22 protein-coding genes are annotated in these 24,091 nt (G+C 62.8%); 10 read left to right on the forward strand and 12 right to left on the reverse strand.

The annotated features are described in order from the left end of the window. The first annotated feature begins 2 nt into the window (after positions 1-2). From exbD to CQ041_RS04480, 5 genes are all read left to right on the forward strand, one after another. On the forward strand, positions 3-428 hold the full coding sequence (exbD, locus tag CQ041_RS04460) for a TonB system transport protein ExbD (RefSeq protein WP_105521276.1): 426 nt from the start codon (positions 3-5) through the stop codon (positions 426-428). Next, positions 425-1,174: an energy transducer TonB gene (locus CQ041_RS04465; RefSeq protein WP_105521277.1), complete on the forward strand. Its 750-nt coding sequence runs from the start codon at positions 425-427 to the stop codon at positions 1,172-1,174. The genes exbD and CQ041_RS04465 overlap by 4 nt, the downstream gene beginning before the upstream one ends. A gap of 169 nt (positions 1,175-1,343) precedes the next feature. Further along, the gene (locus CQ041_RS04470) at positions 1,344-2,264 is read left to right on the forward strand and encodes a hydrogen peroxide-inducible genes activator (protein WP_105521278.1); all 921 of its coding nucleotides are present in this window, start codon (positions 1,344-1,346) and stop codon (positions 2,262-2,264) included. Between the two features lie 8 nt (positions 2,265-2,272). Then, entirely contained in the window at positions 2,273-4,348 is a 2,076-nt protein-coding gene (gene recG, locus CQ041_RS04475) for an ATP-dependent DNA helicase RecG (protein WP_105521279.1), read from the forward strand. A 105-nt stretch (positions 4,349-4,453) separates the two neighbouring features. Then, positions 4,454-5,854, forward strand: coding sequence for an aminoacyl-tRNA deacylase and HDOD domain-containing protein (locus CQ041_RS04480; RefSeq protein WP_105521280.1), 1,401 nt, complete (start codon positions 4,454-4,456; stop codon positions 5,852-5,854). A gap of 121 nt (positions 5,855-5,975) precedes the next feature. Here the strand turns inward: CQ041_RS04480 and CQ041_RS04485 are convergent, their stop codons facing one another. The 4 genes from CQ041_RS04485 to CQ041_RS04500 all read right to left on the reverse strand — a co-directional run bounded on the left by CQ041_RS04485 (position 5,976) and on the right by CQ041_RS04500 (position 8,544). Then, positions 5,976-6,350, reverse strand: a complete 375-nt coding sequence (locus tag CQ041_RS04485; protein WP_010207528.1) for a hypothetical protein — start codon at positions 6,348-6,350, stop codon at positions 5,976-5,978. Between the two features lie 373 nt (positions 6,351-6,723). Then, positions 6,724-6,999: an HU family DNA-binding protein gene (locus CQ041_RS04490; protein WP_003176958.1), complete on the reverse strand. Its 276-nt coding sequence runs from the start codon at positions 6,997-6,999 to the stop codon at positions 6,724-6,726. 191 nt (positions 7,000-7,190) lie between these two features. Continuing rightward, positions 7,191-8,339: an NAD(P)/FAD-dependent oxidoreductase gene (locus CQ041_RS04495; RefSeq protein ID WP_105521281.1), complete on the reverse strand. Its 1,149-nt coding sequence runs from the start codon at positions 8,337-8,339 to the stop codon at positions 7,191-7,193. Between the two features lie 37 nt (positions 8,340-8,376). After that, on the reverse strand, positions 8,377-8,544 hold the full coding sequence (locus CQ041_RS04500; RefSeq protein ID WP_105521282.1) for a rubredoxin: 168 nt from the start codon (positions 8,542-8,544) through the stop codon (positions 8,377-8,379). A 196-nt stretch (positions 8,545-8,740) separates the two neighbouring features. Here CQ041_RS04500 and CQ041_RS04505 point away from each other — a divergent pair, with 196 nt between their 5' ends. After that, complete coding sequence (locus CQ041_RS04505) at positions 8,741-9,304, forward strand: chorismate lyase (protein ID WP_105521283.1); 564 nt, start codon at positions 8,741-8,743, stop codon at positions 9,302-9,304. Then, a complete protein-coding gene (gene ubiA, locus CQ041_RS04510; protein ID WP_105521284.1) occupies positions 9,304-10,194 on the forward strand; it encodes a 4-hydroxybenzoate octaprenyltransferase in 891 nt (296 codons plus the stop codon). The genes CQ041_RS04505 and ubiA overlap by 1 nt, the downstream gene beginning before the upstream one ends. A gap of 113 nt (positions 10,195-10,307) precedes the next feature. On the opposite strand, the gene CQ041_RS04515 is transcribed toward ubiA, so the two are convergent. Next, on the reverse strand, positions 10,308-10,685 hold the full coding sequence (locus CQ041_RS04515; RefSeq protein WP_105521285.1) for a hypothetical protein: 378 nt from the start codon (positions 10,683-10,685) through the stop codon (positions 10,308-10,310). A gap of 155 nt (positions 10,686-10,840) precedes the next feature. On the opposite strand from CQ041_RS04515, the gene phoB reads away from it, so the two are divergent. The 3 genes from phoB to CQ041_RS04530 all read left to right on the forward strand — a co-directional run bounded on the left by phoB (position 10,841) and on the right by CQ041_RS04530 (position 14,509). Next, on the forward strand, positions 10,841-11,530 hold the full coding sequence (gene phoB / locus CQ041_RS04520) for a phosphate regulon transcriptional regulator PhoB (RefSeq protein ID WP_003231714.1): 690 nt from the start codon (positions 10,841-10,843) through the stop codon (positions 11,528-11,530). Positions 11,531-11,612: 82 nt separating this feature from the next. After that, a complete protein-coding gene (gene phoR / locus CQ041_RS04525) occupies positions 11,613-12,899 on the forward strand; it encodes a phosphate regulon sensor histidine kinase PhoR (RefSeq protein WP_231501149.1) in 1,287 nt (428 codons plus the stop codon). Positions 12,900-13,168: 269 nt separating this feature from the next. Further along, positions 13,169-14,509 carry a hemolysin family protein gene (locus tag CQ041_RS04530; protein WP_105521287.1) on the forward strand — a complete coding sequence of 447 codons (1,341 nt, stop codon included), beginning with the start codon at positions 13,169-13,171 and terminating at the stop codon, positions 14,507-14,509. 55 nt (positions 14,510-14,564) lie between these two features. On the opposite strand, the gene CQ041_RS04535 is transcribed toward CQ041_RS04530, so the two are convergent. The 7 genes from CQ041_RS04535 to CQ041_RS04565 form a co-directional block, all read right to left on the reverse strand. Further along, positions 14,565-15,473, reverse strand: a complete 909-nt coding sequence (locus tag CQ041_RS04535; RefSeq protein ID WP_105521288.1) for a response regulator — start codon at positions 15,471-15,473, stop codon at positions 14,565-14,567. A 168-nt stretch (positions 15,474-15,641) separates the two neighbouring features. After that, positions 15,642-16,403 carry a phosphate signaling complex protein PhoU gene (gene phoU / locus CQ041_RS04540; protein WP_105521289.1) on the reverse strand — a complete coding sequence of 254 codons (762 nt, stop codon included), beginning with the start codon at positions 16,401-16,403 and terminating at the stop codon, positions 15,642-15,644. Between the two features lie 70 nt (positions 16,404-16,473). Then, positions 16,474-17,307, reverse strand: a complete 834-nt coding sequence (gene pstB / locus CQ041_RS04545) for a phosphate ABC transporter ATP-binding protein PstB (protein ID WP_105521290.1) — start codon at positions 17,305-17,307, stop codon at positions 16,474-16,476. A gap of 73 nt (positions 17,308-17,380) precedes the next feature. Further along, positions 17,381-19,051: a phosphate ABC transporter permease PstA gene (gene pstA / locus CQ041_RS04550; RefSeq protein ID WP_105521291.1), complete on the reverse strand. Its 1,671-nt coding sequence runs from the start codon at positions 19,049-19,051 to the stop codon at positions 17,381-17,383. A gap of 15 nt (positions 19,052-19,066) precedes the next feature. Next, positions 19,067-21,100: an ABC transporter permease subunit gene (locus CQ041_RS04555; RefSeq protein WP_177429355.1), complete on the reverse strand. Its 2,034-nt coding sequence runs from the start codon at positions 21,098-21,100 to the stop codon at positions 19,067-19,069. A 386-nt stretch (positions 21,101-21,486) separates the two neighbouring features. Beyond that, entirely contained in the window at positions 21,487-22,470 is a 984-nt protein-coding gene (locus CQ041_RS04560; RefSeq protein WP_105521293.1) for a phosphate ABC transporter substrate-binding protein PstS, read from the reverse strand. Positions 22,471-22,647: 177 nt separating this feature from the next. Continuing rightward, complete coding sequence (locus CQ041_RS04565) at positions 22,648-23,937, reverse strand: MFS transporter (RefSeq protein WP_105521294.1); 1,290 nt, start codon at positions 23,935-23,937, stop codon at positions 22,648-22,650. Positions 23,938-24,091: the final 154 nt, after the last annotated feature.

Below are 24,091 nucleotides of genomic sequence, written 5' to 3' on the forward strand. Positions count from 1 at the left end.
CCATGGGCCTGCATTTGAATCAAGGCGACGACGAACTCGTCGAGAACCACGAAATCAACGTTACGCCGTTCATCGACGTGATGCTGGTGCTGCTGATCATCTTCATGGTGGCGGCACCCTTGGCCACCGTGGACATCAAGGTTGACCTGCCTGCCTCCAGCGCCAAGCCGGCGCCGCGACCGGAGAAGCCGGTATTCCTCAGCGTCAAGGCAGACCAGCGTCTGTTCCTGGGCGAAGAAGAAGTCAAGGCTGAAACCCTGGGGCCGGTGCTCGACGCCAAGACCCAAGGCAAGAAGGACACGACGATCTTCTTCCAGGCTGACAAAGGCGTGGACTACGGCGACCTGATGAGCGTGATGGATGCCCTGCGGGCAGCCGGTTACCTCAAGGTAGGCCTGGTCGGACTTGAGACGGCAGCCAAAAAATGATCACGACGCGCCACAAACTGACGCGTTATGGCACCAGCCTCGCCGTCGTGCTGGGCGTGCATGCCGTCGCGATTGCCATCGCGCTTCACTGGTCGGCGCCGCATACGGTGCAGTTGCCACCGGCTGCCATGGTCATCGACCTGGCACCGATGCCAGCCCCACCGCCGCCGGCACCGCCCAAGGTGGTAACGCCGCCGCAACCGCCTGCGCCGGTCGAGGAGCTGCCGCTGCCGAAACTGGCCGAGGCGCCCAAGCCGACGATCCAGGTGCCAAAGCCGGTCAAGCCAAAACCCAAGCCGCAACCGCCAAAACCGGTAGAGAAGAAGGTCGAGCCGCCCAAGGAGAAGCCCTCCGAGGACCCGCCGAGCGACGCTCCGCCGACTCAGGCACCGGCTGAAAAATCTGCCCAGCCCGTACCCGGCCCGTCTCCGCAGCAAATCGCAGCGAAGGCCTCCTGGGAAGGCTCCCTGCTGGCGCACTTGCAGAAGTACAAGAAGTACCCGCCCGGCGCCCAGGCCCGTGGCAAGGAAGGCCTGAACCGCCTGAAGTTCGTGGTCGATGCAGACGGCAACGTGCTGTCCTACGAGTTGGTGGGCCGCTCCGGCAACGCCGACCTGGACCGCGCGACCCTGGACATGATTCGTCGTGCCCAGCCGCTGCCGAAACCGCCGGCGGACATGCTCAAGGGTGGCAGTATCGAGATCGTTGCACCGTTCGTGTACAACATCGAGAAACGTCGCCGGTAAAGGCAAGCAGGGACCAATGCGGGAGGGGGCAAGCCTCCCTCCCACATTTGGTTTCACCGGCCCGGAAAAACTTCGCACATTCCTCGCTCAATCCCCAACAAAGTTCTGATAACGTGCGTCTATCGATTGCAGCCGGTATGCTTGGCCCGCAACCTCATGGACGCTCGCTATGACTCTCACAGAATTACGCTACATCGTTACCCTCGCCCAAGAGCAGCACTTTGGCCACGCGGCTGAGCGTTGCCACGTCAGCCAGCCGACGCTGTCGGTGGGTGTGAAAAAGCTTGAAGACGAACTCGGTGTGCTGATTTTCGAGCGCAGCAAGAGCGCCGTGCGCCTAACTCCGGTGGGCGAAGGCATCGTGGCCCAGGCCCAGAAGGTGCTGGAACAGGCCCAAAGCATTCGCGAACTGGCGCAGGCCGGCAAGAACCAGCTGACCGCCCCGCTGAAAGTCGGCGCCATCTATACCGTCGGCCCCTACCTGTTTCCGCATCTGATCCCGCAACTGCACCGCGTTGCGCCACAGATGCCGCTCTACATCGAAGAAAACTTCACCCACGTACTGCGCGACAAACTGCGCAACGGCGAGCTGGACGCGATCATCATCGCCCTGCCGTTCAACGAGGCCGACGTACTCACCCTGCCGCTCTACGATGAGCCGTTCCAGGTGCTGATGCCCGCCGACCACCCGTGGACCAAAAAGGACACCATCGACGCCGCCCTGCTCAACGACAAGAGCCTGCTGCTGCTCGGCGAAGGCCACTGCTTCCGCGATCAAGTGCTTGAAGCCTGCCCGACCCTCACCAAGGGCAACGACGGCGCCAAGCACACCACGGTGGAATCCAGCTCCCTGGAAACCATTCGGCACATGGTCGCGTCCGGCCTGGGCATCTCGATCCTGCCGCTGTCGGCCGTAGACAGCCATCACTACGCCCCCGGCGTGATCGAAGTACGCCCGCTCACCCCGCCGGTGCCCTTCCGTACCGTGGCGATTGCCTGGCGTGCCAGCTTCCCTCGGCCGAAAGCCATTGAGATCCTCGCCGACTCGATCCGTTTGTGCTCGGTGGCCAAGCCGCCTGCTGCGAGCTAAGTACCGGTATGACTGAGCTGTCGCAGGTGTCGGTGACGGCACTCAAGGGTGTCGGTGAAGCCATGGCCGAGAAGTTGGCCAAGGTCGGCCTGGAGAATCTCCAGGACGTATTGTTTCACCTGCCCCTGCGTTATCAGGACCGCACCCGCGTGGTGCCCATCGGCCAATTGCGGCCAGGACAGGACGCGGTGGTCGAAGGCACCGTCAGCGGCGCCGACGTGGTGATGGGCAAGCGCCGCAGCCTGGTGGTGCGCCTGCAGGACGGCACTGGCGGCCTGAGCTTGCGTTTCTACCATTTCAGCAATGCGCAAAAGGACGGCCTCAAGCGTGGCACCCGCGTGCGGTGCTACGGCGAAGCACGCCCCGGTGCCTCCGGCCTGGAGATCTACCACCCGGAATACCGCGCCATCACCGGCGACGAGCCGCCGCCGGTGGACACCACCCTCACGCCGATCTACCCGCTCACCGAAGGCCTGACCCAACAGCGCCTGCGCCAGCTGTGCACCCAGACCCTGACAATGCTCGGCCCGCAAAGCCTGCCCGACTGGCTGCCCCTGGAGCTGGCCCGCGATTACCAACTGGCGCCGCTGGACGATGCGATCCGCTACCTGCATCACCCGCCGGCCGATGCCGATGTGGACGAACTGGCGCTGGGTCATCACTGGGCCCAGCACCGCCTGGCCTTTGAAGAACTGCTGACCCACCAACTGTCCCAGCAGCGCCTGCGCGAAAGCATGCGTTCTCTGCGCGCACCGGCGATGCCCAAGGCCACCCAGCTGCCGGCGCAATACCTGGCCAACCTCGGCTTCGCGCCGACCGGTGCCCAGCAGCGCGTCGGCAACGAAATTGCCTACGACCTCAGTCAGCAAGAGCCGATGTTGCGCCTGATCCAGGGCGACGTGGGCGCGGGCAAGACCGTGGTCGCCGCCCTTGCTGCCCTGCAGGCACTGGAAGCCGGATACCAGGTGGCGCTGATGGCGCCCACCGAGATCCTCGCCGAGCAACACTTCATCACCTTCAAGCGCTGGCTCGAACCCCTGGGCCTTGAAGTGGCGTGGCTGGCAGGCAAGCTCAAGGGCAAGAACCGCATTTCGGCGCTGGAGCAGATTGCCGGCGGCGCACCGATGGTGGTGGGCACCCACGCGCTGTTCCAGGACGAAGTGAAGTTCAAGAATCTCGCGCTGGTGATCATCGACGAACAACATCGCTTCGGCGTGCAACAACGCCTGGCCCTGCGTCAGAAAGGTGTGGGCGGGCGCATGAACCCGCACCAGTTGATCATGACTGCCACACCGATCCCGCGCACCCTGGCGATGAGCGCCTATGCCGACCTCGACACCTCGATCCTCGACGAACTGCCGCCCGGCCGCACCCCGGTCAATACGGTGTTGGTCACCGACACCCGGCGTGTCGAAGTGATCGAGCGGGTACGCGGTGCCTGCGCCGAAGGCCGCCAGGCGTACTGGGTGTGCACGCTGATCGAAGAATCCGAAGAGCTGACCTGCCAGGCCGCCGAAACCACGTATGAAGACCTCACCAGCGCCCTCGGCGAGCTCAAGGTCGGGCTGATCCACGGGCGCATGAAACCGGTGGAAAAAGCTGCGGTGATGGCCGAGTTCAAGGCCGGCAACCTGCAACTGCTGGTGGCTACGACGGTGATCGAAGTCGGCGTGGACGTTCCCAACGCCAGCCTGATGATCATCGAAAACCCCGAGCGCCTGGGCCTGGCCCAATTGCACCAACTGCGCGGCCGCGTAGGACGGGGCAGTGCCGCCAGCCATTGCGTGCTGCTGTACCACCCGCCACTGTCCCAGATCGGTCGCCAGCGCCTGGGCATCATGCGCGAAACCAACGACGGTTTTGTCATCGCCGAAAAGGACCTGGAACTGCGCGGCCCCGGCGAAATGCTCGGCACCCGCCAGACCGGCTTGCTGCAATTCAAGGTCGCCGACCTGATGCGCGACGCCGACCTGCTCCCCGCCGTGCGCGATGCCGCGCAGGCCCTGCTCGAGCGCTGGCCGGACCACGTCAGCCCGCTCCTCGACCGCTGGCTGCGCCACGGCCAGCAATACGGCCAGGTCTGACCCTTGGAGGGTTTGTCGCCAACCACGTCACAAACCACAGTTAGGCGACCAACATAGGTATCAAGCTGGTTATACTTCGTGGACTGTAAGAAATTGGATCCGGCCATGTCAGAAGTAGCCCTCGCCACAGCCCCAATCACCGCGCCGCCGGTGATTCGGGCTCTGCTCGCCAAGCTCGCCATCAACTACAAGGAAGTCGCCGACCAACCTGGCCTGAACCCTGCGCAAAAGGTTCAGGCGGTGTTGCTGGAAGATGCCGTGGGCGCGCTGATGGTGCTGTTCCCGCAGAACCACCTGCTGGATCTCAACCGCCTCGCCGAACTCACTGGCCGGCGTCTCACCGCGGTGTCGCCGGACCGTGTCGAGCGCATGTTGAGCAAACACGACCTGAAGCTGCTGCCAGGCCTGCCGCCACTCACGTCCTCGCCGTGCCTGTACGAAGGCCGCCTGCTCGACGAACCGAGCCTGCTGGTGCATTCGGGCGAAGCCGGGCTGCTGCTGGAAATTTCCAGCGCCGAGTTCAAGGCCCTGCTCAACAAGGCCAGCGCCGCTCAGTTCGGCGAGCCGCTGAGCAATATCCGCCCCAACCTCGACCGCCCGAATGATGACCGCGAGGAAATCACCCAGGCGATGCAGGCGTTCACCGCCCGCCGTATCCAACAGCGCCTGGAAGCGACCATCGAGATCCCGCCGCTGGCCGACACCGCGCAGAAGATCATCAAGCTGCGCGTCGACCCCAACGCCACCATCGATGACATCACCGGCGTAGTGGAAACCGACCCGGCCCTGGCTGCGCAAGTGGTCAGTTGGGCGGCGTCGCCGTATTACGCGTCGCCGGGCAAGATTCGCTCCGTGGAAGACGCCATCGTGCGTGTGCTGGGCTTCGACCTGGTGATCAACCTGGCGTTGGGCCTCGCCCTGGGCAAGACCTTGAGCCTGCCCAAGGACCACCCGCACCAGGCCACGCCGTACTGGCACCAGTCGATCTACACCGCTGCCGTCATCGAAGGCCTGACCCGCGCCATGCCCCGTGCCCAGCGCCCGGAAGCCGGCTTGACCTACCTGGCCGGCCTGCTGCACAACTTCGGCTACCTGCTGCTGGCCCACGTGTTTCCGCCGCACTTCTCGCTGATCTGCCGCCACCTGGAGGTCAACCCGCACCTGTGCCACAGCTATGTGGAACAGCACCTGCTGGGTATCAGCCGCGAGCAGATTGGCGCGTGGCTGATGCGCTATTGGGACATGCCGGACGAACTGTCCACGGCCCTGCGCTTCCAGCACGACCCGACCTACGACGGCCAGTACGCCGAATACCCGAACCTGGTGTGCCTGGCCGTGCGCTTGCTGCGCAGCCGTGGCATCGGCTCCGGGCCGGATGAAGCGATCCCGGATGCGCTGATCGAACGTTTGGGGTTGAGTCGCGACAAGGCCGAGGACGTGGTCAGCAAGGTACTGGATGCCGAGGTGCTGTTGCGCGAACTGGCGTCCCAGTTCAGTCAGAACTGAGTGTGTAGACCTTTGGATGGCTATCGGGGGCAAGCCCCCTCCCACATTTGACTGTGTTCACACATCACACCGTGGGAGGGGGCTTGCCCCCGATGAATCCACCTCGGTCGACCTGAAAACCCTACTTCTTTTTCTTCGGCTTCAAATACTTGGTCAGCCCCTGGAACCAGATCACCAGCGCCGGGTTGCCCTTGATCTGGATCGACTTGTCCTGAATCCCCGTCATGAACGCCAGTTGCTTGTTCTTCGCCTGCATCGTGGCGAAGCCGTAGGCGGCATCCTTGAACGCAATCGCAAACGCCGGGGACGGATGGACACCCGAACGGCTGGTGATGCGCTGGTCTTTGACGATGAAGTGACGAGCAACCTTGCCGTCGAGGGTCTGCAACTGGAAGGCCAGGTCTTTATCGCCTAGCTGTTGCTGAAAGGCAGGATTGGTGCGGCTGGCTTTGCCCATCATCAGGCCCAGCACCCACAGGAGGAGACGAAATTTCATGCACACGGCCTCGTGTAATTATTGAGTGGCCGGCGCAGTGTAACGATTTGCCAAAAGAACGCCATCGATCTTGCGCATTAGCGGAAGATCGGCTGGCGTTTGACACTTATAGCAGCATGTTGCTTGGACTTCGGGCGAGGTCAACCTGGCGCAGCACGCCGCCTTTCAATCGACGACGACGCGTTTGTGCCCACTGCCGGAAAATGCATTGGGTGCGAACATGAGCTTGAGCCTGGCAAAGCGTTTCAACCTGGATGAAACCGCCCAGCGCTGCTGGGTCACGCCGTTTCATGTCGCACAAAAAATGGGCACCCGACCCAGTCGGCGTGCCCATTTTTCCTACCACCCCGCCCCTTCGAGGCGGTACGACCGATTATGCGTTGACGGTGTCTTTGAGCGACTTGCCCGGCTTGAACGCAACGGTGTTGCTCGCCTTGATTTTCACCGGCTCGCCGGTTTGCGGGTTTTTACCGGTGCGGGCGCCGCGATGGCGTTGCAGGAAGGTGCCGAAGCCAACCAGGGTGACGCTGTCCTTGCGGTGCAGCGCGCCGGTGATTTCTTCGAGAACGGCGTTGAGGACGCGGTTGGCCTGTTCTTTGGTGAGATCCGCTTTTTCAGCGATGGCGGCTGCGAGTTCTGGTTTACGCATGAGTGAAGCCTCTTTGACGGTTTTTTGTTGTTATGTCCGTGCTGCTCTCTGACGGAGCAGCGCCCAAAGCGCCGCAGGCTCTACTCTGCGGCAGACGGGAGTGAGGATGGCATGCCCACGCACGCTCCGCCAGTCTCGCGGAGGCCTTTCTGCGGGCAAGAACGTGCTTATTCCGACAGAACGACCGGTATTTACGCCAGCAACGGCGGAAGTTCTTTGTTAAGGGCGAGTTTTTCCATCACCGCAGTCCCGGTCAGTGCGTAACCCAGCAGGCGCCCGCTACTGTCGCGGCACAGGGCCTTGATATCAGCGCCCTGCCCTTCAACGCTCCACACCCCTTCGGTGCCCCTGGGCGGTGGCGATACCACCAGCGGGCAGACCGGGGTCTTCACGGTAACGGGCATCGGCCCGTAACTGACGGCCGTGGCGTTGCCGGCCAGGGTCTGGGCCAGGGCGCGCGCGCAACTCATCAGCGGCATGACGTAGAGCAGGTTCAAGCCATCGACCTCGGCGCAGTCGCCCAGGGCGTAGATGTTGGCGTGAGAGGTCTTGAGGTGGCGGTCTACCATCACGCCACGGTTGGTCTGCAGGCCGGCGGCGGCAGCCAGGTCGACACGCGGGCGCAGGCCGATGGCCGAGACCACCAGGTCGCACGGGATCACTTCACCGTCCGACAGGTGCGCCTCCAGGCCATCAGCCGTGCGCTGCAGGCGATTGAGCACCGGGCCCAGGTGGAACCGCGCGCCCAGGCCCTCAAGCCCGGCCTGCACCGCCGCGGCGGCGGCCGGGTGCAACAGGGTTGGCATGACTTGTTCGCACGGCGCCACCAGGTCGATTTCGTAGCCGCCCAGGATCAGGTCGTTGGCAAATTCACATCCGATCAATCCAGCGCCGAGCAGCAACACCCGGCGCTTGCCGGCCGCAGCGGTGCGAAAGCGCGCGTAGTCTTCCAGGTCGTTGATCGGGAAAATCAGTTCGGCAGCGTCGCCCTCCACCGGCACACGCACGGTTTCTGCGCCCCAGGCCAGGATCAAGTCGCGGTAGGCCACCGCTTCCTCGCCGATCCACAGGCGCTTGTGGCCAGGGTCGATGCCGCTGACGCGGGTGTGGGTGCGCACTTCGGCCTTGAGCTGCTCGGCCATGGCGCCGGGTTCAGCCATGCTCAGGCCATCGGCTTCCTTGTTCTTGCCAAAGCCGGTGGAGAGCATGGGCTTGGAGTAGGAGCGTCCGTCATCCGCAGTGATCAGCAGCAATGGGGTTTCGCTGTCGAGCTTGCGAAACTCTCGGGCCACGTTGTAACCGGCCAGCCCTGTGCCGATGATCACGACAGGTGCGTTCATTCCTTTCTCCTTGTAGTACGTTTCTTAAATGTTCAGATCAGCCGATTTCGATCATTTCGAAATCCATCTTGCCGACGCCGCAGTCCGGGCACAGCCAGTCTTCCGGGACGTCTTCCCAACGGGTGCCGGGCAGAATTCCGTCATCCGGCCAGCCGTCTGCTTCGTTGTAGATAAGGCCACAGACGATACATTGCCACTTCTTCATTACGTGCTTCCTCAGGGTCCAGGCATCTCGGCCGACGGTCGATTGATCCAGCGTTGCCGTCCGGCTCAGGGCGTTTTGTACTGATCGAAGCCGGCAGATGCAAGCATGATCGGTGCAAACGGCCGGTTCGACCCGGCAAAAGCCCGGGCCCCCATGGTAAGCTCGCCGCCTATTTTGCTGCCAAAACTGACGCACCGTGCCGCACTCAATCGCCCCTTCCGATGCTTGCCAGTGGCTGACCCAGAGCCTCCTGGCCCCTGTGCCCGCGCCCCTGACCCTTGACTGGCTGTTCGACGAAGGCTCGCTGACGCGGCGCCTGACGTGGCTGTCGGACGACGGGTTCAGCGTAACGCCGCTGTTCGAAGGCTGGCAGCCGTTGCGCGACGACGAATGCGCCGCCCTTGGGCTGGCCCCGGCCACCGTCGGCTGGGTGCGCGAAGTGTATTTGCGCGGCCAGGGTCAGCCCTGGGTATTCGCCCGCAGCGTCGCGGCCCGCAGTGCCTTGCAGGGCGATGGCTTGCACATGGACGAGCTGGGCAGCCGCTCGCTCGGCGAACTGTTGTTCTGTGACCACGCCTTCGCCCGCCAGGCCATCGAAGTGTGCCATTACCCACCGCAATGGCTGCCCACGGCAGACCAGGTCGACAACCTGTGGGCCCGCCGCTCGCGCTTTGATCGCGGGGCGCTGAGCATATTGGTGGCGGAAGTCTTCCTGCCCAGATTCTGGCACGCACTGCATGCCCACCCGGAGAACTGCTGATGTACCAGCGTCTGCTCAAGTCCTTGAACCGCCTGAATCCCCGGGCCTGGGATTTCATTCAGTTGACCCGCATGGACAAGCCCATCGGCATCTACCTGCTGTTATGGCCGACATTGTGGGCGCTGTGGATTGCCGGCGAGGGCGCGCCGTCCCTGCTCAATATCGTGATTTTCGTGCTGGGCGTGGTGCTGACCCGTGCCGGCGGCTGCGTGATCAATGACTGGGCCGACCGCAAAGTCGACGGCCATGTGAAACGCACCGAGCAGCGCCCGCTGGTGAGCGGCAAGATCACCTCGAAAGAAGCATTGGTGTTCTTTGCGCTGCTGATGGGGGTGAGTTTCCTGCTGGTACTGCTGACCAACGCCACCACCATCCTGCTGTCCCTCGGCGGCCTGGCCCTGGCGGCGAGCTACCCGTTCATGAAGCGCTACACCTATTACCCGCAGGTGGTGCTGGGCGCAGCGTTCTCCTGGGGCATGCCGATGGCGTTCACGGCCGAGACCGGCAACCTGCCGGCGGCGGCGTGGCTGCTGTACATCGCCAACCTGCTGTGGACGGTGGGTTACGACACCTATTACGCGATGACCGACCGTGACGACGACTTGAAGATCGGCGTGAAATCCACCGCCATCCTGTTTGGCGAGGCTGATCGGGTGATCATCCTGACCCTGCAAGGGCTGGCGCTGGGCTGCCTGTTGCTGGCGGGTTCGCGGTTTGAGCTGGGGGGCTGGTTCCACCTCGGGTTGCTGGCGGCGGCGGGGTGTTTTGCGTGGGAGTTCTGGTACACGCGGGACAGAGACCGGTTGAAGTGCTTCAAGGCGTTTTTGCACAACCACTGGGCAGGGCTGGCGATTTTCGCGGGGATTGTGGCGGATTACGCGTTGCACTGAGGATTTGATGGTGGCTGTACCGGCGCCATCGAGGGCAAGCGCCCTCCCACAGCGGTGCGCATTCCAACTGTGGGAGGGCGCTTGCCCCCGATGCTTTCAGCGGCGCCGCAGGTTCAGGGCTTGATGACGTGCCACGCGCCACCCTTGCCATCACCGGTTTTGTCACCGGCCTTGTGGTCATCCTTGTAGGTGTACACCGGCTTGCCTTTGTAGGCCCACTGGCTGGTCTGGTCATCGCGAGTGATCACGGTCCAGTCGCCCGTCGGTTTGTCGGTGGACTCGGCCTTCAGCGGCGGCCAGTTGGTCGCGCACTGGTCCTTGCACACGGATTTGCCGCCAGCGTCCTTGTCGAAGGTGTAGAGGGTCAGGCCCTTGTGATCCACCAGCAAGCCATCATGGGTCATCGCCGGTTCCGCCGCGAACGCCAGGGTCGGTAGCGTCAACGCTGCCGTTACCAGCAGGGCTTTCCAGGAAACAGTGCTGTAAGTCATCGGAACCTTCCTATTTTGGTTGTCAGGATTCGGACCCACAGCGTAGTCCAGAGTGCCGCGAATTGCCCAAGCGACTAAATTACTGTCACACGACTGCAATAATTCCGTTATCTAATGCGGCGCAAGACAGTTAAATGACAAGAGGATTTTTGAGCATGGTAGGCAGGAGCATTCTGATCGTTGACGACGAAGCGCCCATCCGCGAGATGATCGCCGTCGCGTTGGAAATGGCCGGCTATGACTGCCTGGAGGCGGAAAACTCCCAGCAGGCCCATGCCATTATCGTCGACCGCAAGCCCGACCTGATCCTGTTGGACTGGATGCTGCCCGGCACCTCTGGCATCGAGTTGGCTCGCCGCCTCAAGCGTGACGAGCTGACCGGGGATATCCCGATCATCATGCTCACCGCCAAGGGCGAAGAGGACAACAAGATCCAGGGCCTGGAAGTCGGCGCCGATGACTACATCACCAAGCCCTTTTCCCCACGGGAGCTGGTCGCGCGTCTGAAGGCCGTATTGCGCCGCGCCGGCCCGACCGATGGCGAAGCGCCAATTGAAGTGGGCGGCCTGATCCTCGACCCGATCAGCCACCGCGTGACCATCGACGGCACACCCGCCGAGATGGGCCCCACCGAATACCGCCTGCTGCAATTCTTCATGACCCACCAGGAACGCGCCTACACCCGCGGCCAGTTGCTCGACCAGGTCTGGGGCGGCAATGTGTATGTGGAAGAGCGCACCGTGGACGTGCATATCCGTCGCCTGCGCAAAGCCTTGGGCGATGCCTACGAGAATCTGGTACAAACCGTGCGTGGCACGGGTTACCGGTTTTCCACCAAGGGCTGAACCCGCCGCCTCTTGACTTAAACAGCTGACAAGGACGCATGTTCAAGTGAACCAAAACTGGCATGGCACGCTGATCCGCCACATGCTTTTGCTGATCACCGGCTGCCTGTTGGTGGGGTTGGTCAGTGGCTATTACGGCTGGAGCCTGGCCATCGGCATTGGCCTGTACCTGGGGTGGACCCTCAAGCAACTGCTACGCCTTCATGAATGGCTGCGCCAGCACAAACCCGATGAAGCCCCTCCCGACGGCTACGGCCTGTGGGGCGAGGTGTTCGACAGCATCTACCACCTGCAACGCCGCGACCAGCGGGTGCGCGGGCGCCTGCAAGCGGTGATCGACCGGGTGCAGGAGTCCACCGCCGCGCTGAAAGACGCGGTGATCATGCTCGACAGCGACGGCAACCTGGAATGGTGGAACCGCGCTGCCGAGACCCTGCTAGGCCTCAAGACGCCCCAAGACAGCGGCCAACCGGTGACCAACCTGGTGCGGCATCCGCGCTTCAAGGAATACTTCGAGCAGGACAACTACGAAGAAGCCCTGGAAATCCCCTCGCCCACCAACGACCGCATCCGCATCCAGTTGTACCTCACGCGCTATGGCAACAATGAGCACCTGATGCTGGTGCGCGACGTCACCCGAATCCACCAGTTGGAACAGATGCGCAAAGACTTCGTTGCCAACGTCTCCCACGAACTGCGCACGCCGTTGACGGTGATTTGCGGTTACCTGGAGACGCTGCTGGACAACGTCGACGAGATCAACCCGCGCTGGAGCCGTGCCCTGCAACAGATGCAGCAGCAAGGCTCGCGCATGCAGACCTTGCTCAACGACCTGCTGCTGCTGGCCAAGCTGGAAGCCACGGACTACCCGTCGGACAATCACCCGGTGGCTGTCCAGAGCCTGCTGCAGACCATCAAGAACGACGCCCAGGCCCTCTCCGGCCAGCGCGGCCAGCAGATCACCCTGGAGGCCGACCCGAGCGTGTTGCTCAAGGGCAGCGAGGGCGAGTTGCGCAGCGCGTTTTCCAACCTGGTGTTCAACGCCGTGAAGTACACCCAGGACAAGGGCACCATCCGTATTCGCTGGTGGGCCGACGAGCAAGGCGCACACCTGAGCGTGCAGGACTCCGGCATCGGCATCGATGCCAAGCACCTGCCGCGCCTGACCGAGCGTTTCTACCGCGTCGACTCCAGCCGCAACTCCAACACCGGCGGCACAGGCCTGGGCCTGGCGATCGTCAAGCATGTGCTGCTGCGCCATCGGGCCCGCCTGGAAATCAGCAGTGTGCTGGGCCATGGCAGTACGTTTACCTGCCATTTCCCGCCGGCCCAAGTGGCCCGCGCACAGGCGCTCGGCACCGACGAATGACCCGAAAACACCACAGCTGTTAACTGTGGGAGGGGGCTTGCCCCCGATGGCGGTGAGTCAGGTATGAATGTGTTGACTGACACGCTGCCATCGGGGGCAAGCCCCCTCCCACATTGAATTGCGTGGTTGTAGAGCGAGTATTCCACGCCCCACCCGGCAGCGGGCACTAGGCAAGCGCCCCATCAGCCGCTACATTGGCCGACTTGCGCCTGCGATTGCGGCCTGTCTGCCACCCCTTATCGAACACACGGAACCTGCAAAACCCCATCATGGACCCTTCCCCTGGCATCACCCTCGCGACACTCTTCGCCGACTTCGGCATGATTCTTTTTGCACTGGTCCTGGTACTGCTCAACGGTTTCTTCGTTGCGGCGGAATTCGCCATGGTCAAACTGCGCTCCACCCGGGTCGAGGCCATTGCCGACACCAACGGCTGGCGCGGGCAGATCCTGCGCACCGTGCACAGCCAGCTCGACGCCTACCTGTCGGCCTGCCAGCTGGGTATCACCCTCGCCTCCCTGGGCCTGGGCTGGGTCGGCGAACCGGCCTTCGCGCACATCCTCGAGCCGCTGCTGGGCGCCGCGGGCGTCGAGTCGCCGGAAGTGATCAAGGGCGTGTCGTTCTTCGCCGCGTTCTTCGTGATTTCCTACCTGCACATCGTGGTCGGCGAGCTGGCGCCCAAGTCCTGGGCGATCCGCAAACCCGAGCTGCTGTCGCTGTGGACGGCGGTGCCGCTGTACCTGTTCTACTGGGCGATGTACCCGGCGATCTACCTGCTCAACGCCAGCGCCAACGCGATCCTGCGCATCGCCGGCCAAGGCGAGCCCGGCCCGCACCACGAGCACCATTACAGCCGCGAAGAACTCAAGCTGATCCTGCACTCCAGCCGTGGCCAGGACCCAAGCGACCAAGGCATGCGCGTCCTGGCTTCCGCCGTGGAAATGGGCGAGCTGGAAGTGGTGGACTGGGCCAACTCCCGTGAAGACCTGGTGACCCTGGACTTCAACGCCCCGCTCAAGGAAATCCTCGCGCTGTTCCGCCGCCACAAATTCAGCCGTTACCCGGTGTACGACGCGGTGCGCAACGAGTTCGTCGGCCTGCTGCACATCAAGGATCTGCTGCTGGAACTGGCGGCCCTGGACCACATCCCCGAGTCGTTCAACCTGGCCGAGCTGACCCGCCCACTGGAGCGCGTGTCGCGGCACATGCCGCTGTCGCAGTTGCTGGAGCAGTTCCGCAAGGGCGGCGCGCACTTTGCCCTGGTGGAAGAGGCCGACGGCAAGATCATCGGCTACCTCACCATGGAAGACGTGCTGGAAGTACTGGTGGGCGACATCCAGGACGAACACCGCAAGGCCGAGCGCGGCATCCTGGCCTACCAGCCGGGCAAGCTGCTGGTGCGCGGCGACACGCCGTTGTTCAAGGTTGAACGCCTGCTGGGCATCGACCTGGACCACATCGAAGCCGAAACCCTCGCCGGCCTGATCTACGAGACCCTCAAGCGAGTGCCGGAAGAGGAAGAAGTGCTGGAAGTGGAAGGCTTGCGCATCATCATCAAGAAGATGAAAGGGCCGAAGATCGTGCTGGCCAAGGTTCTACTACTCGACTAACAGCAAGGCATCTTTTGTGGCGAGGGAGCTTGCTCCCTCGCCACAGAGTCTGTGCCTACGCACCCGGCACAAAATGCTTCTGCGCGGTGCCGCGGGCGATCAGGCGGGAGATGTAGTCCATTTTCTGCGCGTCCTGGTCGATAAACCGGAAGGTCAGTTGCAACCAGTCGCTGTCCGGGCGGGGCTCGTGGGCGACGATGGCGTGCAGGTAGCCGTTGAGGCGTGCCACTTCGGCGTTGTCGCCTTGCTCGAGGTCGAGAACGGCGCTTTCCAGTACCTGAGGCAGCACTTCACCCCGACGCACGACCAGCAGCGCTTCCTTGATGCTCAGCGCCTTGATCACGCATTGCTGGTTGCCGCTGGACAGGCGCAACTGGCCTTGGCCACGACCGCCCGCCGGCGCCGCTGCTGGTGCCTTGACCGGCGGGCTGTTGAGCAGCCCTTTGCTCGGCGCGGGTGCTGCCGCCGCTGCCGGGGCCGCACGCACGGCTTCGGGTTTGCCGCCGGTGAGGGCGCTGAGAGAATCGTTGCCAAAGGCCGAGTTCATCTTGGTGGGCGCGCTGGCCACCAGCGCGTCGAGGCGGCCTACCTTGTGCAGGGCCTGCTTGACCTTGTTCAGCAGCTGTTCGTTGGTGAACGGCTTGCTGACATAGCCGGAAACCCCGGCCTGGATCGCCTGGACCACGTTTTCCTTGTCGCCCCGGCTGGTCACCATCACGAACGGCATGGCCTTGAGGTGAGGTTGCTCGCGGCACCAGGTCAGCAGTTCAAGCCCGGACATCTCCGGCATTTCCCAGTCACACAGCACCAGGTCGAACGTCTCGCGCATCAGGATGGCCTGGGCCTTTTTGCCGTTCACCGCGTCTTCCAGCTTGATCCCGGGGAAGTAGTTGCGCAGGCACTTCTTCACCAGATCGCGGATAAACGAGGCGTCATCCACCACCAATACACTGACTTTACTCATCGACCCTTCATCCTATAAAAACGCTGGCACGCAAGACGCCCGACTGATGGCATTTTGCCAAAACCCTGCAGTCACGTTGAGACTTTATTTCGCCCCACGCGCTATAAATTCGGTTGCCGCAAACGAAAACGCCCGACCAGAGGCCGGGCGTTAATTTCTCGGGCAACCTTACTTATCGTCAGTTTCGCCCGGAACATTAGGGGTTTGATCGGCGGAACCTTCAACTTCGGCCTTCATGCGCTTGAGGCCCATGTGCCGCACATCGGTGCCGCGTACCAGGTAGATCACCAGCTCCGAGATGTTTCGCGCGTGGTCGCCGATACGCTCCAGCGAACGCAGCACCCAGATGATGCTCAAGACCCGCGAGATCGAGCGCGGGTCTTCCATCATGTAGGTGGCCAGCTCGCGCAGGGCGGTCTTGTATTCGCGGTCGATGACCTTGTCGTATTGGGCCACCGACAGGGCCAGGTCGGCGTCGAAACGGGCGAACGCGTCCAACGCATCGCGCACCATGTTGCGCACCTGGTCGCCAATGTGGCGCACTTCCACGTAGCCGCGCGGCGCTTCGCCTTCTTCACACAGCTGGATGGCGCGACGGGCGATCTTGGTGGCCTCGTCGCCGATACGCTCGAGGTCGATCACCGACTTGGAGATGCTGATGATCAAACGCAGGTCGGAGGCCGCCGGCTGGCGACGGGCCAGGATGCGCAGGCATTCTTCGTCGATGTTGCGTTCCATCTGGTTGATCTGGTCGTCGATCTCACGCACTTGCTGGGCCAGGCCCGAGTCGGCCTCGATCAGCGCAGTGACGGCGTCGTTGACTTGTTTCTCCACCAGCCCGCCCATCGCCAGGAGGTGGCTGCGCACTTCCTCGAGCTCGGCGTTGAACTGCGCGGAGATGTGATGGGTAAGGCCTTCTTTGCTGATCATGTTGGCGTCCTTGGAGCGTCCGGTAAGGTGCGGAGAACCGCAGCGTCAGTGCGAGGAAAACCCCGGCATCCTAGCCGTAGCGACCGGTGATGTAGTCTTCGGTCTGCTTCTTCGCCGGATTGGTGAACAGGGTGTCGGTGTCGCCGAACTCCACCAGTTTGCCCATGTACATGAACGCGGTGTAGTCGGAAACCCGGGCCGCCTGTTGCATGTTGTGGGTCACGATGACGATGGTGAACTTGGACTTGAGCTCGTAGATCAGTTCTTCGACTTTCAGCGTGGAGATTGGGTCGAGTGCCGAGCAGGGTTCGTCGAGCAGCAGTACTTCCGGCTCAACGGCGATGGTGCGGGCAATGACCAAACGCTGTTGCTGACCGCCGGACAGGCCGAGGGCCGACTCGTGCAGACGGTCCTTCACTTCGTCCCACAGCGCCGCGCCTTTCAACGCCCATTCAACCGCTTCGTCGAGCACACGCTTCTTGTTGATGCCCTGGATGCGCAGGCCGTAGACCACGTTTTCATAGATGGTCTTGGGGAACGGGTTGGGCTTCTGGAACACCATGCCCACGCGACGACGCAGTTCGGCCACGTCTTCGCCCTTGCGGTAGATGTTGGTGCCGTAGAGGTTGATGGCACCGTCAACACGGCAACCGTCCACCAGGTCGTTCATGCGGTTGAAGGTGCGCAGCAGCGTGGACTTGCCGCAGCCGGACGGGCCGATGAAGGCCGTAACGCGCTGCTTGGGGATGTTCATGCTGACGTCGAACAGTGCCTGCTTTTCACCGTAGTACAGGCTCAGGCCCGGGACTTCGATGGCCACGGTTTCCTGGGCCAGGCTCAGGCTCTGCTTGTCGCGACCCAGGGCAGACATGTTGATGCCGTGGGTGTGGGTGTCTTGTTGCATGGGATGCTCCCTGTGCTACCAATTCATTGCGTGGGAGGGGGCTTGCCCCTCCCACATTGAGTCCAAGTTCAGATCAGCTATCCAACGCTTTGTATTTTTCGCGCAGGTGGTTACGAATCCACACCGCCGACAGGTTGAGCGTGGCAATCACCACCACCAGCAGCAACGCGGTGGCGTACACCAGCGGTCGTGCGGCTTCGACGTTGGGGCTCTGGAAGCCGACGTCATAAATATGGAAGCCCAGGTGCATGATCTTCTGGTCCAGGTGCAAGTACGGGTAGTTGCCGTCCAGCGGCAGCGACGGCGCCAGTTTCACCACGCCCACCAGCATCAGCGGCGCCACTTCACCCGCGGCCCGGGCCACGGCGAGGATCATGCCGGTCATCATCGCCGGGCTGGCCATCGGCAGCACGATTTTCCACAGCGTTTCCGCCTTGGTTGCGCCGAGGGCCAGGGAGCCTTCACGCACGGTGCGGGGAATCCGCGCCAGGCCTTCCTCAGTGGCCACGATCACCACCGGCACCGCCAGCAGCGCCAGGGTCAGCGAGGCCCACAGCAGGCCCGGCGTACCGAAGGTCGGCGCCGGCAGGGCTTCGGCGAAGAACAGGCGGTCAACCGACCCCCCCAGCACATAAACGAAGAAGCCCAGGCCGAATACGCCGTAGACGATGGCCGGTACGCCGGCCAGGTTATTCACGGCGATACGGATGATGCGCGTCAGGGTGTTCTGCTTGGCGTATTCACGCAGGTACACCGCCGCCAGCACGCCGAACGGGGTCACGATCATCGCCATGATCAGGGTCATCATCACGGTGCCGAAAATGGCCGGGAAAATCCCGCCTTCGGTGTTGGCTTCCCGTGGGTCGTCGCTGAGGAATTCCCAGACTTTGCTGAAATAGAAACCGATCTTGGTGAGCGTGCCCATGCCATTCGGCTGGTAGGCATGCACCACTTTGCCGATGCCGATTTCGACTTCCTTGCCGTTACCATCACGGGCCGTCAGCGCGTCGCGGTTGAACTGGGTGTGCAGATCGGCCAGGCGCGCCTCGATGTCCTGGTAGCGGGCGTTCAGCTCGGCGCGGTCGGCGTCCATGTCGGCCTGGGCAGCAGCGTCAAGCTTGCCTTCCAGCTCCAGTTTGCGACCGTGCAGGCGGATGCGCTCCAGCCCGGCATTGATCGCGCCGATATCGGATTTTTCCAGGCTCTTGAGCTGGGCGGCGAGTTTGTTGACGCGCTCGACACGGGCTTGCAGCTCCGGCCACGCGGCCTCGCCCTCGGCAATCACCTTGCCATCCTGCTTGACGTTGACCAAGGTGCCGTAGAAGTTGCCCCACTCACGGCGTTCGATGGCCATGAGGTTGACGGGCTTGGTCTGGTCCTTGAGCCACTCGCCGACGATCCAGGTGAAGTCGTTGCCGTTGAGGTCGCGGTTACCGACCTTGATCAGCTCGCGGGTCATGAATTCCGGACCCTGGTCCGGCACCGGCAAGCCCGCGCTTTTGAGGCGCTCGCGCGGCACTTCTTCCTTCTGCACCACTTCGCCGATGACGACATGGTTTGCCTGGCCGGGCACGCTGTAGTTGGCCTGGATCAGGTCGGCTGGCCAGAAGTGGCCCAAGCCGCGCACCGCAATCACAGCCAGCAGTCCAATGGTCATGATGACCGCGATGGCGACCGCGCCACCGCTGATCCAGACGCCCGGTGCGCCGCTCTTGAACCATCCATTCAGGGAGTTCTGTTTCACAGACTTCTACCTTTCTTAAAGCGACGAGTATTTCTTGCGCAGACGCTGACGGATCAGCTCGGCGAGGGTGTTCATGATGAACGTGAACAGCAGCAGCACCAGCGCCGAGAGGAACAGCACGCGGTAGTGACTGCCGCCCACTTCCGACTCGGGCATCTCCACCGCGACGTTGGCCGCCAGGGTGCGCAGGCCTTCGAACAGGTTCATCTCCATCACCGGGGTGTTGCCGGTGGCCATCAGCACGATCATGGTCTCGCCGACGGCGCGGCCCATGCCGATCATCAACGCCGAGAAAATCCCCGGGCTGGCGGTGAGCAGCACGACGCGCGTCATGGTCTGCCACGGCGTCGCGCCCAGGGCCAGGGAGCCCAGGGTCAGGCCACGCGGCACGCTGAACACGGCGTCTTCGGCGATGGAGTAGATGTTCGGGATCACCGCGAAACCCATGGCCAGGCCGACCACCAGGGCGTTGCGCTGGTCGTAGGTGATGCCCAGGTCGTGGGAGATCCACATGCGCATGTCGCCGCCGAAGAACCAGGTTTCCAGGTACGGGCTCATGTACAGCGAGAGCCAGCCCACGAACAGGATCACCGGGATCAGGATCGCGCTTTCCCAGCCATCCGGTACGCGCAGGCGCAGGGATTCAGGCAAGCGACTGAAGGCAAAGCCAGCCACCAGGATGCCAATCGGCAACAGCATCAGCAGGCTGAAGATGCCCGGCAGGTGCCCTTCCACATACGGCGCCAGGAACAGGCCGGCGAAGAAGCCGAGGATCACCGTCGGCATCGCTTCCATCAGTTCGATCACCGGCTTGACCTTGCGGCGCAGGCTCGGGGCCATGAAGTAAGCGGTGTAGATGGCAGCGGCAACGGCCAGCGGCGCGGCCAGCAACATGGCGTAGAACGCGGCCTTCAGGGTGCCGAAGGTCAGCGGCGCCAGGCTCATTTTCGGTTCGAAGTCGGTGTTGGCCGCGGTGGATTGCCAGACGTACTTGGGTTCGTCGTAGTTTTCGTACCAGACCTTGCTCCACAGCGCGCCCCACGAGACTTCCGGGTGCGGATTGTCCAGCAGCAGCGGTTGCAGCTTGCCGCCAGCTTCGACAATCACGTGGTTGGCCCGCGGCGACAGGCCGAACACGCCCTGGCCATCCACCACCGGGTCCACCAGCAGCGTGCGGTGGGCGGTGCTGTGGAACACGCCGAACTGGCCGGCGGCGTCGAGGGCAGTGAAGCCCTTGCGACGCTGCTCGGCGGTGATTTCAACGATAGGCGCGGTGCCCATCTGGAACGTGCGAATCTGCTTGAGGTGCTGCTCGCCATCCGGGTCGCGGGCCATGAACCATTGGGCCAGGCCGCCCTTGGAGTTACCGACGATCAGCGAAATGCCGCCCACCAATTGGGTGCTGGCGGTGATTTCGGCGTTGCCGTCTTCGAGCAGTTTGTAGCGCCCGTTGAGGCTGTTGTCGCGCAGGTTGAACACATCGGCCAGGGCACGGCCGTTGATCACATACAGCCACTGCTGGCGAGGGTCGACGAAGATCGCCTTCACCGGTTCGGTCATTTGCGGCAGCTCGATGCGCTTCTGCTCGCTGGTGACTTCGCCGGTCATCATGTTTTCTTCGCGGCTCAGGGACAGCACGTTCAGGTGCGAACCGGCGGAACCGGCGACGATCAAGGTCGAGTCGGTGGCGTTGAGAGAAACGTGCTCCAGCGGACGACCGGCTTCATCGAGCACGATCGGCGTTTCGCCGTAGGGGTATTCAATGGCTGGCGAAATGGTCTTCTTGCCGTCCGGGTACGACACTTTATAGGTGTGGCGGAACACCAGGGACTGGCCGTTCGACAAGCCGAGGATCACCAACGGGGTGCCCGGCTGGTCCTGACCAATGGACACCACGGTTGCGCCGGCCGGCAGCGGCAGGTCGACGCGCTTGAGTTCGGCACCGGTATCGACGGCGAAGAACAGCGCCTGGCCCTTGTCGGAAACCCGCATCGCGACCTGGTTTTGCTCTTCGAGCGAGATCATCAGCGGCTTGCCGGCGTCCTGGATCCAGGCCGGCGTCAACGCGTCAGCCTTGGTCAGCGAAGCACCCTGGAACAGGGGCGCGACGACATAGGCGAGGAAGAAGAAGATCAGGGTGATCGCGCCGAGGACAGCGAGGCCGCCAACGAGGACGTACCAGCGGGTCAGGCGGTCCTTGAGCGCGCGTATGCGGCGCTTGCGTTGCAGCTCAGGCGTATTGAAATCAATGCGCTTGGGGGGGGAAGTCGTCGTCATGGTGGAATTGGCCAGATCATTCATGCGCACACCCTAGCGATCCTGTATGACAGAAAGATGACAGTGCAGTGACGCAACAAAGCCGCCGCGAAGCAGAGCTGGCAGCGGAGCGAAAAACTTGAGAGGCGAGGCCGATTTACCGGCCCCGCGCAGGCAGCTTAGTTGCCTTCTTTCAGACCCAGGTCAGCCAGGGCCTTGGCGGACACCTTGGCTGGCAGCGGGATGTAACCGTCTTTGACGACAACTTCCTGGCCCTGCTTGGACAGCACCAGCTTCACGAACTCGGCTTCCAGCGGCGCCAGAGGCTTGTTCGGGGCTTTGTTGACGTACACGTAGAGGAAACGCGACAGCGGGTATTTGCCGTTCAGGGCGTTTTCTTCGCTGTCTTCGATGAAGTCAGTGCTGCCTTTCTTGGCCAGGGCCACGGTCTTCACGCTGGCGGTCTTGTAGCCGATGCCCGAGTAACCGATGCCGTTCAGCGAGGAGCTGATCGACTGCACGACCGAAGCCGAGCCAGGCTGTTCGTTCACGTTGGGCTTGTAGTCGCCTTTGCACAGGGCTTCTTCCTTGAAGTAGCCGTAGGTGCCAGACACCGAGTTACGACCGAACAGTTGCACCGGCTTGTTGGCCAGGTCGCCGGTCACGCCCAGGTCGCCCCAGGTTTTCACGTCAGCTTTGCCACCGCACAGGCGAGTCGAGGAGAACACCGCGTCGACTTGCTCCATGGTCAGGTGCTGGATCGGGTTGTCCTTGTGCACAAACACGGCCAGGGCATCCACGGCAACCGGAATAGCGGTTGGCTTGTAGCCGTACTTCTGCTCGAAGGCCGCCAGTTCGGTGTCCTTCATCTTGCGGCTCATCGGGCCCAGGTTGGAGGTGCCTTCGGTCAGCGCAGGAGGTGCAGTGGCAGAGCCGGCAGCCTGGATCTGGATGTTGACGTTCGGGTATTCCTTTTTATAGGCCTCGGCCCACAGGGTCATCAGGTTGGCCAGGGTGTCGGAACCAACGCTGGACAAGTTGCCCGAGACACCGGTGGTCTTGGTGTAGCTCGGGATAGCCGGGTCAACAGCGGCCACTGCGTTAGCAGTCGCAACGCCAGCGGCGACAAAAGTCATGGCCGCCATCAAACGCTTCAGTTTCATGCCTTGCTCCTAGCAGATAGGGATAATTGGATCGGGGCCAAGTATCGGGAGGCCGTGTGAACACTCTATGTCTGCAATGTGACAGTTAGATGAAAGGCCACTATCGGCGAAAGGCGGGGGAATGCGAGGCGTTGCCATCACTCCCGCGCAGGGCACGGGAGTGGTCCTCGTTGAAACTTAGCGGGAACGCTTCCACAGGTACCCACCCACCACCATCCCCATCACACACAGCACGGCGACGTAGTAAGCAGGGCCCATCGGGCTTTCCTTGAGCAGCAGCGACACCGCCAGCGGCGTCAGGCCGCCGAAGATGGCGTAGGCGACGTTGTAGGAGAACGACAATCCGCTGAAACGCACCACCGGTGGGAAAGCCTTCACCATTACATACGGCACTACGCCAATGGTGCCTACAAACAAACCGGTCAGGGCGTACAGCGGGAATAGCCAGTCCGGGTGGGTGATCAGGCTGTGGTAGAGCGTCCAGGAGGTCGCCAGCAGCAGCGCGCAACCGGCCACCAGCACGCGGCCAGCGCCAAAGCGGTCGGCCAATGCGCCGGACGCGATGCAACCCAGACTCAGGGTAACGATGGCCAGGCTGTTGGCCTGCAGAGCGATGGTCGCGCTGAAGTGGTAGACGGTCTGCAGCACGGTCGGGGTCATCAGGATGACCACGACGATGCCGGCCGACAGCAACCAGGTCAGCAGCATCGACAGCACGATGGCGCCACGGTGGTCGCGCAATACGGCGCGCAGCGGCAGCTCGGCGGCCAGGGTCTTGCGTTGCTGCATCTCGGCGAAGATCGGCGTTTCATGCAGCCAGCGACGCAGGTACACCGACAGCAGGCCGAACACCCCGCCCAGCAGGAACGGGATACGCCAGGCGTAGTCCGAAACTTCAACCGGTGTGTATAGCGTGTTGATGGCCGTCGCCACCAGCGAACCCAGCAGGATGCCGGCGGTAAGGCCGCTGGTCAGGGTGCCGCAGGCGTAGCCGACGTGGCGCGGTGGCACGTGTTCAGAGACGAACACCCAGGCGCCCGGTACTTCGCCGCCAATCGCCGCGCCCTGGATAATGCGCATCAGCAGCAACAACACCGGCGCCCACAGGCCGATCTGCGCGTAGGTCGGCAGCAGGCCCATTATCAGCGTCGGCACGGCCATCATGAAGATGCTCAGGGTGAACATCTTCTTGCGGCCCAGCAGGTCGCCGAAGTGCGCCATGATGATGCCGCCCAGCGGGCGAGCGAGGTAACCGGCGGCAAAGATGCCGAAGGTTTGCATCATGCGCAGCCATTCCGGCATGTCGACGGGGAAGAAGAGTTTTCCGACCACGGTGGCGAAAAACACGAAAATGATGAAATCATAAAATTCCAGCGCCCCGCCCAAGGCAGACAGCGACAGGGTTTTATAGTCGTTGCGGGTCAGCGGGCGCGACGGTTGCGCACTGCTTGCGGGCACGGATGACATGGCAAGGCTTCTCTTATTAGTCAGAACGGCAGATCAAGGGTGCTGGCTGCGCCAGGACGGGTTGGGCAAGATAGCAAATCGCTTGCAAAAGCACATCACAAGCACAGTTGCGGCAAAAAGCCGCGATACAGCGGCCAATTGCCGACCAAATCAG

It is taken from the genome of Pseudomonas sp. MYb60, assembly GCF_002979555.1.
Taxonomy (GTDB): Bacteria; Pseudomonadota; Gammaproteobacteria; order Pseudomonadales; family Pseudomonadaceae; genus Aquipseudomonas.